Source organism: Streptomyces sp. 2P-4, assembly GCF_030167965.1.
In the GTDB taxonomy this organism is placed as follows: Bacteria; Actinomycetota; Actinomycetes; order Streptomycetales; family Streptomycetaceae; genus Streptomyces; species Streptomyces globosus_A.
Genome location: NZ_CP095011.1, coordinates 546,676 through 561,051 on the forward strand (window position 1 = coordinate 546,676; position 14,376 = coordinate 561,051).

General features: G+C 75.0%; 11 protein-coding genes and 1 pseudogene. 8 read left to right on the forward strand and 4 right to left on the reverse strand.

Features of this window, described 5'->3' with window-relative positions; all coding sequences use genetic code 11:
* Positions 1–261: 261 nt before the first annotated feature.
* Together MUK52_RS02500 and MUK52_RS02505 are read left to right on the forward strand one after the other, a co-directional pair.
* A complete protein-coding gene (locus MUK52_RS02500) occupies positions 262–1,227 on the forward strand; it encodes an ion transporter (protein WP_428985424.1) in 966 nt (321 codons plus the stop codon).
* A 199-nt stretch (positions 1,228–1,426) separates the two neighbouring features.
* Entirely contained in the window at positions 1,427–2,479 is a 1,053-nt protein-coding gene (locus MUK52_RS02505) for a PI-PLC domain-containing protein (RefSeq protein ID WP_284574385.1), read from the forward strand.
* A 52-nt stretch (positions 2,480–2,531) separates the two neighbouring features.
* Here MUK52_RS02505 and MUK52_RS02510 read toward each other — a convergent pair whose 3' ends face one another.
* On the reverse strand, positions 2,532–3,653 hold the full coding sequence (locus MUK52_RS02510; protein WP_284574386.1) for a LuxR family transcriptional regulator: 1,122 nt from the start codon (positions 3,651–3,653) through the stop codon (positions 2,532–2,534).
* Between the two features lie 421 nt (positions 3,654–4,074).
* On the opposite strand from MUK52_RS02510, the gene MUK52_RS02515 reads away from it, so the two are divergent.
* From MUK52_RS02515 to MUK52_RS02525, 3 genes are all read left to right on the forward strand, one after another.
* Positions 4,075–4,269 (forward strand): hypothetical protein, encoded by a 195-nt coding sequence (locus MUK52_RS02515; RefSeq protein ID WP_114055457.1) that lies wholly within the window; start codon positions 4,075–4,077, stop codon positions 4,267–4,269.
* Between the two features lie 285 nt (positions 4,270–4,554).
* On the forward strand, positions 4,555–5,082 hold the full coding sequence (locus MUK52_RS02520) for a stress protein (RefSeq protein WP_284574387.1): 528 nt from the start codon (positions 4,555–4,557) through the stop codon (positions 5,080–5,082).
* 64 nt (positions 5,083–5,146) lie between these two features.
* Positions 5,147–5,656, forward strand: a complete 510-nt coding sequence (locus tag MUK52_RS02525; protein ID WP_114055455.1) for a stress protein — start codon at positions 5,147–5,149, stop codon at positions 5,654–5,656.
* A 132-nt stretch (positions 5,657–5,788) separates the two neighbouring features.
* On the opposite strand, the gene MUK52_RS02530 is transcribed toward MUK52_RS02525, so the two are convergent.
* The gene (locus MUK52_RS02530) at positions 5,789–7,699 is read right to left on the reverse strand and encodes a copper resistance CopC/CopD family protein (protein WP_284574388.1); all 1,911 of its coding nucleotides are present in this window, start codon (positions 7,697–7,699) and stop codon (positions 5,789–5,791) included.
* 759 nt (positions 7,700–8,458) lie between these two features.
* Here MUK52_RS02530 and MUK52_RS33130 point away from each other — a divergent pair.
* A pseudogene (locus MUK52_RS33130) lies at positions 8,459–8,542 on the forward strand (CPBP family intramembrane glutamic endopeptidase); the annotation flags it as partial.
* A 254-nt stretch (positions 8,543–8,796) separates the two neighbouring features.
* Here MUK52_RS33130 and MUK52_RS02540 read toward each other — a convergent pair.
* Positions 8,797–10,500, reverse strand: coding sequence for an alpha/beta hydrolase (locus tag MUK52_RS02540; RefSeq protein ID WP_284574390.1), 1,704 nt, complete (start codon positions 10,498–10,500; stop codon positions 8,797–8,799).
* Positions 10,501–10,909: 409 nt separating this feature from the next.
* Between MUK52_RS02540 and MUK52_RS02545 the strand changes: the two genes are divergently transcribed.
* The gene (locus tag MUK52_RS02545; RefSeq protein ID WP_114055451.1) at positions 10,910–12,913 is read left to right on the forward strand and encodes an ATP-binding cassette domain-containing protein; all 2,004 of its coding nucleotides are present in this window, start codon (positions 10,910–10,912) and stop codon (positions 12,911–12,913) included.
* 200 nt (positions 12,914–13,113) lie between these two features.
* Here the strand turns inward: MUK52_RS02545 and MUK52_RS02550 are convergent, their stop codons facing one another.
* Entirely contained in the window at positions 13,114–13,533 is a 420-nt protein-coding gene (locus tag MUK52_RS02550; RefSeq protein WP_114055450.1) for a CBS domain-containing protein, read from the reverse strand.
* Positions 13,534–13,719: 186 nt separating this feature from the next.
* Here MUK52_RS02550 and MUK52_RS02555 point away from each other — a divergent pair, with 186 nt between their 5' ends.
* Complete coding sequence (locus MUK52_RS02555) at positions 13,720–14,295, forward strand: hydrogenase maturation protease (RefSeq protein WP_114055449.1); 576 nt, start codon at positions 13,720–13,722, stop codon at positions 14,293–14,295.
* Positions 14,296–14,376 lie beyond the last annotated feature (81 nt).

A 14,376-nucleotide genomic window follows, 5' to 3' on the forward strand; every position in this document is an offset into this window, starting at 1 on the left:
GGGGTGTCACGATCACCGCCGGTAACGCATCCGCTGCCGCCGCCGCGCCCGCGCCGCCGCCGGGCAGCGGACCGGGTCGGGACGACGGGCAGCCCGGGCCGTGCCGCCGCACGCCCGCAGCCCTCCGGCCGCGCAGCCACCGCGCCCGCCCCCCGGCGCCGCGGCACCGCACCCCGGGCCCCCGCCGGCCGGGCCCTGCGGCCGCGGCCGCCGCCGCACCGCCGCGACCCCCACCCGCTCCCGACCGTTCGAGGACCACGCTTGACTGCCATCGCATCCTCCGCCCCGGCCCGCATCCGCCTGGCCGCACACTGCCGGACCGCCGTGGACTCCCGCGCCTTCGGGATCGGCGTCCTCACGCTGATCCTGTGCAACGCGGTGCTGCTCGGGGCGGAGACCTACAGCGGGTTCGCCGCCGCCCACCGGCCGCTGCTGTCGGGCGCCGAGAACGCTTTCCTGGCGCTGTTCGCCCTGGAGCTCGCCGTACGCGCCGCGGCCTGCGCCGACCGGCCGAAGGCTTTCCTCCGCGACCCGTGGAACCTCTTCGACCTGGCACTGCTCCTGATCGCATGCCTGCCGTTCGTGCGGGAGAACACCAGCCTGCTGCGGCTGCTGCGGCTGACCCGGGTCCTGCGGACGGCCCGCTTCCTGCCGCAGCTGCGGGTCCTGTTCCTCGCGGTGGCCCGCGCCGTCCCCGGCACGCTCAGCTTCCTGTGCATGGGCGCACTGGTCGTGTACGTGTACGCGATGGTGGGCTGGCTGTGCTTCTCCGCCACGGATCCGGCGCGCTTCGGCTCCGTCGGCCGGGCCTGCCTCACCCTGTTCCTGCTGACGACCATGGACGGCTTCGGGGATGCGGTGCGGTCCGGTCTGGAGCTGTCGCGGCTCACGCTCGTGTACTACGCCTCCTACGTGCTGCTTGCATCGTTCGTACTGGTCAACGTGCTGATCGGGGTGGTGCTGGGATCGCTTGAGGAGGCCCGGGAAGAGGAGCGGCAGGCCCGCCTGGACCTCAAGCAGCGCAGCCGCCCCGAGGAGGACCCGGCCGCGCAGGCGGCCGAGCTGCGGGCCCGCCTGGCGGAGGCCCGGCGGGCCCTGGACGCGCTGGAGGGCGCCCTGTCCGGGGCCGCGGCGCCGCCGGCGGCGGCGCGGTCCGGCCCGCCGTCCCCGGCGGGCGCCCCTGCCCCGGCCCAGCTGACGGCGGCGGGCGGGCGGCCGCCCGCCTGAGCCCCCGTCGCCCCGCTCGCCCACCCGCCCGCGGGCACTGTCTCCCGGCTGGGCGGGCGGGCCTGGCTGGCGGCTGCCGGGTGCGGTGCGCCGGCGGCCGTTCGGCTCGTTCGCCCTGCGAGCCGGGGCCGGCCGTCGGTTCTCGGCCGAACGCGTCCGCGCGGGGGCCGTTCGCAGGGCGACGCGCTACCCTCCGCGCATGATTGACATGGACACGCCTTCCGGGCGGCCGAGTCGCCGCCGCAGAGCCGCCCTGACCGGCCTGCTGTGCCTCCTGCTGCCGGCGCTCCTCGCCGCCGCCCCGCCCGCGCCGGCCGCCCCCGGCCCCGCAGGGCCCCGTACCAGCGCCGACGCGGCGGCCGCCGCCGCGCGCTGGGGCGACCGCCGCCTCGACGAGGCCGCCTACCTGACCGCCCACAACGCCTTCACCAACTACGAGGACTCCCGCTGGAGTTCGGTGAACCAGTCCGAGTCGGTGCGCGCCCAGCTCGACAACGGCGTCCGCGGCCTGAGCCTGGACACCCACTGGTACGAGCGCAGCACCTGGCTGTGCGTCATCAGCTTCGGCAGCGACTGCTACCCCAGCGACGTCTACCTGTGCCACGGCGGCTGCAAGACCTTCGCCGGCGCCACCTACGCCCTGCCGCGGCAGTCCTTCCACGCAACGATGCAGACGGTGGTGGACTTCCTCGCCGCCCACCCGCAGGAGGTCGTCACCGTCTTCCTGGAGGACTACGTCAGCGCCGAGCAGCTGGGCAGCTCCCTCTCCCGGGTGCGCGGGCTGTCCGAGCTGCTGTTCCGGCCGGACGAGTGGGGCGTGCGGCAGCAGGGCTGGCCGAAGGTCGCCGACCTCGTCACGGCGGACAAGCGCCTGCTGGTGTTCTCCGACCGCTCCGACCGCGAGCACCTGGGCGTCATGTACGACCGGTCGTGGACGGTGAGCAACCACTGGAGCCTCGGCGACCTCGGCAGCGACCTCGCATGCGTCACGCGCTGGCCGGACGTACCCCTGGACCGCCGGGAGCCGGGCTTCCGGAGGCTGTTCACGATGAGCCACCACCGCAACGTGCCGACCGTCCTCACCGCGGCCCTGGACAACGGCGCCAAGCTGCGCAACCGCATCGCCGAGCAGTGCCGGCCGGCGGCGGGCGGCCGCGACCCGAACTACGTGTCGGTGGACTTCCACCGCCTGTCGGACGGCACGGGCCACACTCCGGCCTCGATCGTGGCCGAGCTGGACGCCGGCCCCTGAGGTCCGTACCGGGCCGGGGCTCCCCCGCTGCCCCAGGCACGGTGTACGCGCGTCAGCCGCCGGCCGCGGCGTGGCGGGGAGCCCGCTCCGGCGGGGCCGGCTCGGGCACCGCCGGAGCAGGCCCGGCCCCGTCGAGGGCGCCGTGGGAGCGGAGTGCCAGGAGGTAGCCGGCCTGGAAGCGGCTCTCCGCGCCGAGTTCGTCCATCAGCTCCGCGATGTGCCGGCGGCAGGTCCGCAGGGACATCCCGAGCCACCGGGCGATCTGCTCGTCCTTCGCGCCGTCGGCCAGCCGCGCGGCGATGGTGTCGTGCAGCTGGGCCGAGGTCACCGCCGTGTACGAGGCGCCGTACGGCTCCGCGAGGCTCCAGGCGTGGCCGAAGACCGAGCGGAGGAAGGCGACGGCGGACGGCTCGCGCAGCACCACCGCCGCGTCGGGGTCGTCCCACACCGGCAGGAAGGCGGTGGTGCGGTCGAAGACCAGCATCTTGCCGAACAGCTCCCCGAGGGTGCGGACTTCGGCGCCGGCCGCGGTCACCGCCTGCACGTACTCCTGGGTGCCCGCACTGTAGCGGGAGGTGTGCTGGTACAGGGTGTGCATGCGGACGCCGCGGCGCAGCATCTCCAAATCGCGGGGCAGGGCGCGCTCCAGGTAGCCGGGCGGCCGGCCGCCGCCCGGCTGCACGGTGAGCACCTCCTCGGTGCAGCGGGCCGCCGCATCGGAGATGAGCAGCATGACCCGGTCGCGGGATCCGACGACCTCGACGGCCCCGGTGTCGGCGCTGCGCCGGTACGCCTCCTCGTACAGCGGGATCAGCGAACTCAGCCGGGCCCGGGTGCGTTCGAGGACCTCCAGGCGGCGGCGCAGCGCGTTCTCCTCCGGGCCGACGAGTTCGGCCGTCGCGGTGTAGGGGCTGACGGCGCGCAGCGGCGCGGCCGGGGCGCCGGGATCACGGGCGGCCAGCCGGCTGCAGGTCAGTTCGGCGGCGGCCCGTTCCACCGCGGCCTCGTCCAGCCCGAGTTCGGCGGCCAGGGCCGCGGTCGGCGCCGGGCCGTGCTCCAGCAGCCGCGTGTAGAGCCGGAGTGCCGCGGGGCCGAGGTCGGCGGGTTCGTGCGGCGCCTCCTCCCGGCCGGGGCCGGGGGCCGGCCGTAAGCGGCCCCTCCCCCCGTCAGGCATCCCCTTTTGCTGGATTCTGTCCAAATTTGCCACCCCTCTCTTTCGTGCCACGCACCTTGCTGAGGGCCGCCCGCCCTGGACCCGGAGTTCTCCCCCGGGTGATTCTTGAGCCGTCGGAAAGGAAAAACGCCGACAGGATTCTCCGCTCGGAATTCACGTCCAGGTCCTCAGGAGTTCAGCATGAAGTTCACCCGGTCCCTCTGTGCGGCGGCGCTGGCCACGGTCATTGCAGGCGGCCTTGCGGCCGCAGCGGTACCCGCCGGCCACACCGGTGCCGATTCGGCGCAGCCGCCGGCCCCCTGCGACAGCCGGCCGGGGGACACCGAGTGGACGAACCCCGCGACCCACTGCCCCCCGGTCCTCTAGAGCCCTTCCGGCCCTACCGGGTTCCGATTCACGCGAAAGCCGTTGGAAAGACCCGATGCCGAACCCCTCTCCCGACCGCCGGGAACCGCGTTTCCCCTGGTGGCCGGCCTTCTCACTGATCTGCGCCGGATCCTGCGCGGTCCTGCTGCTCCGGCGGGCCGCAGGCCCCCCGCCGCCGGCGGGCCGCGCCGGCGGCGACCGCCGCCCCTTCCCGGACGACGCCGCCGCGCACCTCGCCACCTCGTGGTGACGAAAAGCACCCCTTCGCCACACCGGTCCCAAAGGTCCGTCGAGCAAATCAGCCGTGCGGCACTTCACAGGGCCCCGCCGAAGGAGATCGGCCGAAATCGGCCCGGTTTCCCTTCTTTTCCCGGCCGGGCTTCTCCGGCCGCACACGGCCCGGCACGCTGCGCCGCAAATCCTGCTCGCCTGCCGCGGTTTTCACCCGCAGCCCCTCACCTTCGTCCGCCCGGCGGCCCCGCAGCCTCCGTGCGCCCGAAAAATCATCGGAAAACCTGCCAGAAGGAGAAAAACCATGTTCCTCAGCCGCAAGCGCATCGCCCTCGCCTTCGTCAGCTCCGTCGCCGCCGCCGGCGTCCTGCTCCCCGCCACCGCCTCGTACGCCGCCGAGGCGCCCGCGCCCCAGCCCCGGCCGGCCGCGGTGCAGGGGGCCGTCCCGGGCGAGGCCGGGGCCCTCGCGGGGAAGGTCGATGTAGCCTCCGCGGTCCTCGACATCACCCAGAAGATCATGAACATCGTCACCGAGGCGATCGAGCGCAAGCAGAACCGCTCCGGCTACGTGAAGTCCCTGATGGAGGGCGCCTTCTACGAGAGCGGGCAGCGCTACAACGTCATGGTCATCAACGACGCCAACGGGCACACCGCCCACCTGAACGGCATCGTCTACGACGCCAGGGTCAGCGGCATCCACGGCAAGTACCGGGTCATCGTCTTCGAGTCGGGCCAGTTCACCAACCACGGCGACGGCGGCTGGATCAACTGGGCCTTCCGCGGCTGGTTCGACCGCGACGGCGGCCACGTCAACTTCCGCCGCTCCTGGTAGCAGCGGCAGCACACCCCCGACCCGCGCCTTCGCAACCGGCCCGCACAGACAAGGACTTCCTTCCATGCGCCGCAAGACCACCCTCGCCACGCTCGCCCTCGCCGCCGTCGCCCTGACCGGAGCGGCCTCGCTCCCGGCCCAGGCGGCCGAGCGCCCCGCCGTCACCGCCGCCGCGGCGCCCGACGCCTCCCCCGCCGCGGCGGCGGCCGACAAGAGCGTCAACGTCAACGTCTCCATGGACCAGCTCGGCCGCGGCAAGGCCATCGCCGACGCGCTGCGCAGCATCAAGACCGACGACCGGGGCTCCTTCGTCCAGCAGGCGGTGGACAAGGCCTTCGACGCGGCCGGCGGCCGCCACAACGTGATGCTGTTCAACCTGAGCCACAACTACGACGACCGCTTCAGCGGCACCCGGGTCTACGCCAACGTGCAGTGGGGGAACATCCACTACGGCCTGTGGATCTTCGAGTCGGGCCAGTTCACCAACCAGGGCGACGGCGGCTGGATCAACTGGGGCTTCCGCGGCTGGTTCGACCGCGACGGCGGCCACATCAACTTCCGCCGCTCCTGGTAGCAGCGGAGGCGGGCCCCGCCCGGGGCCCGCGCCGTCCGGCACGCCGCCCGGCGGCCCCCTCCGGCCCCTCACGGGGCCCGGGGAGGGGCCGCCGGGCGCCGGCGTTTCCACGGCACCCGGCGGCCCTGCCGCTCACTTCGGCCGCCCCGTGACCGGCACCGGGGCGCGGACGGTCGCCTGGTCGATGTCGCCCGTGCGGACCGTGACGGCGGCGTTCCACTCACCCGGCACGGGCAGCCGCAGGTCGTATGCGGCCCAGTACCCCTTCCGGTCGGTGAGCTTCGCGTCGATCGGTCCGATGTCCAGGTCGGTCTGGGTGAGGTTGAGGCGGATTTCGGGCACGGCCGCGAGGCCGCCGTCCTCGGTGAACACCACGGCCTCGACCGAGTTCTCCCCGACGCGTCCCGGTGACAGCGTGATCTGCACCGTGCCGCGGTGCCCGGCCGCCCCCGTGTCGAAGGGGACGGTGACCACCCGCACCTGCGGGCCGCGCGCGGCGGCCGCCTCGGCGCTCCGCACGGCGGCGCGCCCGGGCTGCGTCCCGGTGAGCACGGTGGTGGCGGTGAGGACCAGGACGCCGAGTGCGGCTTCGGCGGCCACGGTGCGGCGCAGGCGCCGCCGCTGCCCCTCTGCCCCGCCGGGCGCCGGCGGGCCGGCTTTCGCACCGGCGGACAGCGCTCCGGGCGCCGGCCCCGGGCCCGCGGCGGCCGTGCCCGCCACTGCCAGGGCGGGCTCCCGCATCCGCCCGGCTGCCGTGTCCGCACCCGTCGCACCGGCCGTGCCGGCCGTGCCGGCCGGGTCCAGGACACGGGCGGCCAGCCGCCGGGAGAAGGACGCCGCCCACAGCATCAGGACCACGGCGGCGGTCTTGACGAGGAGGATCCTGCCGAAGGAGGTGGTGGTCAGCGCCTCCCAAGAGCCGACCTGCCGCCACGACTGGTACAGGCCCGTGCCAACCAGGACGGCGACGGCCGCGAAGGCGAGCGCCGAGAAGCGGCCGACCGCGCGGGCGGGCACGGCGGGACCGCCTGCCCCCCGGCCCCCGAGGACGGCCGCCAGCGTGGCGAGGCCGCCCAACCAGACCCCCATGGCGAGCAGGTGGAGTACGGAGGCGGGGACGGCCAGCGGCACCTGGATCCCGGCGGCGGCGTGCTCGGCGGCGGCCCAGGTGAGCGCGAGGCCCGCCGCGAGGCCCGCCGCCGTCCAGCGGACCCGGCGGCCGGGACACCACTCCTCCGCCCGGCCGTCCGGGTCCCCGGCCCGGCGGGCCAGCCTCAGCAGCAGCACGGCCGTCGCGCCGAGCAGGAGGAAGCGTACGACGAGAGCTCCCCCGGCCCTCCCGGTGAGGGTCTGCCCCAGCAGGGCCGGGTCGAGCGCCGCCGTCAGCGGGCCGCCGGTCTCGTACGGGCCGCGCAGCAGCAGCAGCGCGGCGGTGGACACGGCGAGCGCGGCCCAGCCGGCGGCCAGCAGCCGGCGCACGGGGCGCAGCGCACCGGCGCCGGGCCAGCACAGGAGGACGAACGCGGCGGCGCCGGCGAGGAGGGCGAGCCCGCTGTAGGCGACGTGGCGGAAGACCCCGTGGAGGCGGCCGGCCGCCGTGTCGCCGGCGGCCGTGTCGGGCACCTCGGCGGCGGTCTCGGACGGTCTGCCGACGGAGAAGACGAACGCGCCGGAGATGGGGTGGCCGTCGGCGGAGACGACCCGCCAGGCCACCGTGTAGGTGCCCTGGGCGAGCCCGTCGGCGAGCTCCACGCGGCCGGTGTTGCCCCTGCCGTCGGCGTGGTGCGCCGGGCGGGGGTTGACTCGCTCGTTGTCGGGGGACAGCACCCGCACCGAGTCCGCGGAGAGGCCGACCGTCTCGGTGAAGGTGAGGGTGACGTGCGGGGGCGGCGAGGCGAGGACCGAGCCGTCCGCGGGGTCGGATCCCGTGAGTCCGGAGTGCGCGGAGGCCGGGCCGGCCCCGCCGAGGAGCAGAGCAGCCACGGCGGCGACCAGCGCCAGGACGGCGAGCGGTGCCCTGGCGTGCGGCGATCCGGTGTGCATGGGCGGGCGGCCTCCGGGGTGGTGGGCGTCGGTGGCGGCGGCGCCGCGCCGCGAGCCGCGGCCGGGCGGTGCGCATGCCGGGCTGTGGACGCTAGTGCCGCGCGAGCGCCCCGGGCCGGGCTTGAGCAACTTCCGCCAAAAAACGGTCCGGGCCCGGCCGATCCGCTTGCCCCGGCGGGCCGGCCGTGCGAGGCGCGGGGGCGTGTGCGCGAGGGGGCGGGCGGGTCGGGTGCCCGGTAGCGTGAGCCTGGAGGGACCGGGCCCGGGCAGACCGGGCCGCACCGCCGGCCTGACCGAAGGGCGGAACGCGCATGCCCTGCCCCGACCCCGGTGGCGCCGGTCGGCGCGAGGGCCGGGGGCCCCGTACCGGAACCGGACCGCCGCGGAGGCGCCGGCACGGAGCGCTCGGCACCTGGCCCGCGGTGGGGCTCACGCTGGCCGTGCTCGCCGCCGCCAACGTCGCCGCGCACCTGGGGCCCGCGGCAGCCGCGGTGCGTACGGCCGCGGCCCTCGCCGTCAGCGCGCTGCTGCTCGGGGTGCTGCGCTGGGCCGGCGGGACGCGGGCGGACGCGGGCCTGGCCCGCTGCACGATGGCGCGCGGCGCCCGGTGGGCGCTGGCCCTGGTCGGCATCGTCGCCGCCGTGTACCTGGTCGCGGCGCTGCTGCCGGCGGGCCGGGCGCTCTTCGAGGACCGGCGGTACGCGGGGATGGACGGCGGTGAGCTGGCGCTGCGGATTGGTGCCCGTCGGCACCGTCCTGGTGGAGGAGACGGCCTTCAGGGGGGTCCTCTACGGCCTGGTGCGGCGGGCCCGGGGGACGGTGTGGGCGACCGCCGTGTCGAGCCTCCTGTTCGGCCTGTGGCACGTGCTGCCCTCCCTGGGCCTGGCGTCCGCGAAACCGGCGCTGGGAGGCGTGCTCGGCGGCTCCGGGGCGGGCGCCGCACTCGCCGTGCTGTCGGCCGATCACCGCGGCGGCGGGCGTGCTGTTCTGCGAGCTGCGGCGGCGCAGCGGCAGCCTGCTGGCCCCGCTGGGCCTGCACTGGGCGGTAAACGCCCTCGGCTACCTGGTCGGCTTCCTGCTGCGCTGACCGGGCACTGCTACGAGCCGTCCGGCCGGACGATGTCGCGGAGGCGGTCGAGGTCCTGCGCCGTGATGCCCTCGGGCCGCATGACGGCGTTCCACCCGTCGACGTACGCGGTCTTGTAGGTGTGGCCGTGGCCGTCGGGGACGCCCGTGGAGAACGGCAGGTCGGCCGTGATGTGCCAGAACGTCACGAAGGGCAGCCAGACCATCTCCTCCAGCACGTCGTCGCCGGGGGCCTGGCGGATCCAGTCGGGTTCGGTGAGGGCCAGCGAGGGGCTCCACCAGACGATCGGGTCGGAGGGGTTCATCAGGTAGAGCACCCGCGTCCCGTCCCACGGCCGGTCCGCGGGGGGCATGCCGGCGGCCGGGTCGCCGGTGAACCGGACGGTCCGCCCGTCCTTGAAGACGGGCTCGATCTCCGGGCTGGCCGGGTCCCGCTGGTCGCTGAACTCGCGGAAGAGGGTGTTGAAGTTGGGCGGCCCGGCGAAGAGGGTGCCGGCGGTGCGGTTGCGCAGGTCGTACTCCCCGCTGAAGGCGGTCTCCCCGCCGAACGACCCCAGGCTCTCGCCGGCGGCGAACAGCCGCGGCCGCTGCTCGGGCGGCAGCTTCGACCAGACGTCGTAGACGGCGTCGAAGAGCTCCCGGCCGGCCTGGCGCGCCTTGGACTGGTCGACGAGGTAGGAGAGCCAGGACGGCAGGTAGGAGTACTGCATCGCCACGGTCGCCGCGTCGCCGCCGCCGAGGTACTCGAAGGTGTCCACGGCGGCGGGATCGACCCATCCGCTTCCCGTGGTGGTCATCACGAGCAGGTTCTCGCGCTCGAAGCCGCCCGCACGGCGCAGGTCGGCGACGGCCTGCTCCGCGCGGCTCTCGGCGTCGTCGGCGGTCGCCAGGCCGGCGTACGCGCGGACCGGCTCCATCGCCTCGCGGCCGGCGAACGCGCCGATCTGCTCGGCGGTCGGCCCGCTGCCGGTGAAGGCCCGCCCCTCCCGGCCGAGGGTCTCCCACGGCACGAGGGAGCCCGGTCCGCCGGAGCGCAGGACCGACGCGGGCCGGCTGACGCCCTCGGGTGTCTCGGTGTCGCGTACCGAGAAGGCCTCGTTCGCGGCGTTCACGAAGCCGCCCAGGAGCAGCCCGCTGAACACCGACCACGCCAGGGCGGCCACCGCCAGCCAGCCGACCACCCGCGCCGCACGCGGGCCGATCCACCGCCCGAGCAGCCGGGCTGCCGCGTGGTAGGGGCGGCGGAGCCCGCGGCCGACGACGAGCAGGACCAGGAAGACGGCGGCCGCGACGAACGGGCCGGCGACGGTGGCGGCCGCGCTGTACTCGGTGACTCCCATGAGCTGCCGGATCCGGTGCTGCCAGTACTGGCCGAGCCCGAAGGCGACGCCGAACAGGATCACCGCGCAGACCGCGAAGACGAGCCAGGACCGGCGCGAGGGGGTTCGCGGGTCCCGGTCGGCGAAGGCCCGCCACACGAAGGCGGCCAGCACGCCGAGCGCGTACCCGATGGCCGCGCTGATGCCGGCGACCACGCCTTGGAGCACGCCCCCGCGGGGAAGCAGTGACGGGGTGAAGGACAGGCAGGCCAGGACGAGCGCGCCCCAGCAGCCTGGCAGCGTGGCCCGGAACCGGCGGCGGCGCGGCCGCTCCTCCTCCGGCGGGCTCTGCGGCGGGGGCGGGGACGGGGCGGCGGACGACGAGGCCTGGGTCATGGCATTCCTTCCGGAGCCATGGTCCCGCGCGGCGGCCGGACCTGCCATCCGGCTGCGGCGGGCGCCCTCACGGGGCCGCAATCCCTCGGCAGGATGACAGGAACCTGTTCGAGCGAGTTTCAACGCGACGACGCCAGACACACCGGGCCCACCGGGCCGCATGGGAACATCCGTTCACGATCGGCCCCGGATGCGGCAGTGACGCACCCGATCGGGAGCCGTTCTTGGAGCACCAGTCCCAGCCGTGCACCCATGAGGAGGACCTCGTGACTCCACAGCCTCAGCACTCCGCAGACCCCTCCCCGTTCGAACGGGGAGGGCGTGTCCCGCGCCCCGGCCCGTCGTACCGGCGCCGTGTTGACGCCCGCCCCGCCCCGTCGGGCGCGCGCCGGGGCACCGGGAGGGCCGCATGACCACGGGTCAGAAGACCGGATCCGGCGCCTCCGGGGTGTCGGACTCCGAGCGGCTCCTCTTCGGCGGCGAACTCGCCTACGACATCGGCTGGGACCGGCACGAGGGCGCCTGGCTCCGTCTCGGCCTCTGGTCGATGGCCCGGCAGCTGCCCGGCCTGGTCGGCACCGGGCTGCGCCTCGCCCGCCGGGCCGACCCCCGGGCCCTGCGGGTCGTCCTGGCCTCCGAGGTCGGCCGCGGCATCGCGCAGGCTGTCGGCCTCGTCGCCGTCAACAGCGTGCTCGGGCACATCCTCGCGGACGGCAGTACCAACGAGCGCCTCACCCGGGCCGTGCCCGCGCTGGCGGCCGTCGCCGTCACGGCGTTCGTCGGGTCCCTCCTGCGCTCGGCCTCCACCGCGGCCACCGGAGCGCTGGAGCCGAAGGTGCAGCGGGTCGCGACCGAGCAGTACCTGGGCCTGGTGCACCGCACGGAGCTGGCGGCGATCGAGGACGACGAGTTCCACCGGCTCCTCGACGCGGCCCGCTACGGCGCCGACTCGGCCCGCCGCATGATCCGCTACTGCACCAACACCCTGAACGCCGCGGTGTCGCTGATCGCCGCGGCCGGCGTACTGGCCGTCCTGCACCCGGTGCTGCTGCCGCTCCTGGTGCTGATGACCCTGCCGAGCGCGTGGAGTTCACTGATGATCTCCCGCCAGGAGTACCTCTCCTTCCACGCCTTCGTGCAGCATGCGCGGGCCGGTCTCCTGCTCGGCCAGCTGCTGACGCAGAAGGAGGCCGCGGCGGAGGTCCGCGTCCACGGCATCGGGCCGTTCCTGCTGGGCCACTTCCGGAACATGGCCGAGACCAGCGAGCGCGAGCAGACCCGGCTGGCCCGCCGCGCCGCCCGGATCGGGCTCGCCGCGGACGGCGCCGGAGGCCTCGCCACCCTCCTCACGTACGGCGCCCTCGGCGCGCTGCTGTGGGGCGGGGCCATGGACCTGGCGGTCGCCGGAACGGCCGTCCTGGCCATCCGCACCGGCGGCGCGAGCCTGGACACCCTCGTCCTGCAGATCACCGAACTGCACCAGGAGTCCCTGTTCGTCGCCGACTTCGAACGGCTGTGCCGGGAGGCGAAGGCCCGGGCCATCCCTGCGGGCGGGCAGCCGCTGCCCGAGCGGCTGCGCGAAGTCCGCTTCGAGAACGTCACGTTCACCTACCCCGCCGGCGCGGCCGCCCGGCCGGAACCGACGCTGCACGACGTCAGCCTCTCCTTCCCCGCCGGGAAGATCATCGCGCTGGTGGGCGAGAACGGCTCCGGCAAGTCCACCCTCGTCAAACTCCTGGCCGGCCTGTACCTGCCGGACGAGGGCGGCGGCACGATCTGGTGGGACGGCGTCGACGCCCGCACCGCCGACCGCGACCAGCTCTTCGACCGCGTCGCGCTGATGTCCCAGGACTTCCAGCACTGGCCGTTCACCTTCCGCGTGAACGTCGGCATCGGCCGCCCGGAGCTGCCCATCGACGACGACGCGGTCAAGGACGCGGCCGCCTTCTCCGGGGCCGACCAGGTCCTGGACGGCCTCCCCCGCGGCCTCGGCACCCTCCTCGCCCGCGGCTACCGGGGCGGCCACCAGGTCTCGGGCGGCCAGTGGCAGCGCATCGGCATCGCCCGCGCCAAGTACCGGCGGGCGGAGATCCTGATCGTGGACGAGCCCACCAGCGCCCTGGACGCGGTCGCCGAACAGCGCGTCTTCGACCAGATCAGGTCCCTGGCCGCCACGACCGGCCAGACGATCGTCCTCATCACCCACCGCCTGCACTCGGTACGCCACGCCGACCTGATCCACGTCCTGAAGGACGGCCGCGTCGCCGAGTCGGGCACCTTCACGGACCTCATGGACGAGAAGACCGCCACCGGGGACTTCCGCAGCGCCTACCTCACCCAGGCCGCCGCCTTCGAAGCCACTCTCCCGTCCCAGTCCACCGGCCCCCACGACACGCTCAGGACCACTCCGTGACGGGCCGGTACACAGTGCCGGCGGACGTCCACCTCACCCTGCGCCGGACGCGCGCGGCGGGTCCTGGCTCCGCACCGGAAGCCGTGTGTGGCGGCTGACCGGGCCCGAGGGCGGGACGTGGTTCCTCAAGCGGCACCGCGGGCCGAAGTGACTGCGTCAGCGATGGGCTGGACCTTGCACGTGTGCCGCGTCGTTGCGGATCACCGAGCGGCGCAGATCGTCTCGACGAAGTGGCCCACCTGTTCGTCGGTGAGGTGCCGTGCGAGATCGGCCTCGCTGATCATTCCGACGAGCCGGTGGTCGGCGATGACGGGTACCCGCCGGATGCGGTGGTCCTGCATCGTGGCCAGGACCTGGTCCGCTCCCGCGTCGGCGTCCACCGTCACGGGCTTGCCCTGGGCGAGCTGGCCGGCCGTCATGTGGCCCGGGTCCTTTCCCTTCGCCAGGCACTTGATCACGATGTCGCGGTCGGTGATGATTCCGTGCAGGCGGTCGTCCGGACCGCAGATGGGGAGTGCCCCCACGTCCAGCTCGCCCATCCGGCGTGCCGCATCCATGAGCGTCTCCGTCTCCTGGACGCAGGCGGCACCGGTGTGCATGATCTCCCGCGCTGTCTTCATGGCTGCCTCCTCGTCGCGCCCCCCTGTCCAGTCTGGCTTCAGGCCCACCGGCCCGCGCGCCGGCCGCGGTGACCCGGAGTGCGGACGGCGGCCGCCGGCCCGATCATCGGCACGCGGGCACGTCCGCCCCCGGGTGGCGCAGGAGGCTGCCGCCGCCGGTCCGTCCGCGGAGAGGAGTCGGAGCCGATGGAGGCGCTCACCGCTGCGGCGGTCATCGGACTCGGCAACGGGTTCCGCAGGGACGACGGTGTCGGCCCGGTGGTGGTCGGCCTGCTGAGGGAGCGGTCCGCTCAGCGGCGGCTGCCCGCCGACACCGTCCTCGCGGAGTGCGACGGGGACCCCGGGCGTCTGATCGAGCTGTGGGACAACACCGCCCTGGCCATCGTCGTCGACGCCTGTTTTCCCCCTTCGGCGCAGCCGGGGCGGACGCACCGGTGGGATGCCGCCGCGGACGGCGGGCTGCGCCCGGCCGCCGCCGGAAGGCACAGCACGCACGGGCTCGGACTCGCCGATGCGCTGCGTCTCGGGGCGGTTCTCGGCCGCAGTCCCGGCCGCCTGATCGTCTACGCGGTCGAAGGGGCGGACCGTTCGATGGGGGTCGGCATCACCCCGGCAGTGGCTCGCGCGGTCCCGCGGCTGATCCGGCGGATCGCGGCGGACATCGGGCAGCACGGCGCGTCCCCGGGTGCCGCCCGCACCCGGACGGACCCGCGCGACACGACTCGCCGGACGGGATCCGCCACTCGCGACGGGTCGGCCTGACACCCTGTCCGTGACCACGTGCACGCCGTCCGGTTCGGCACCGGCGGACTGCTGGTGCCCCGCACGGCCCGCCTTCCGCGG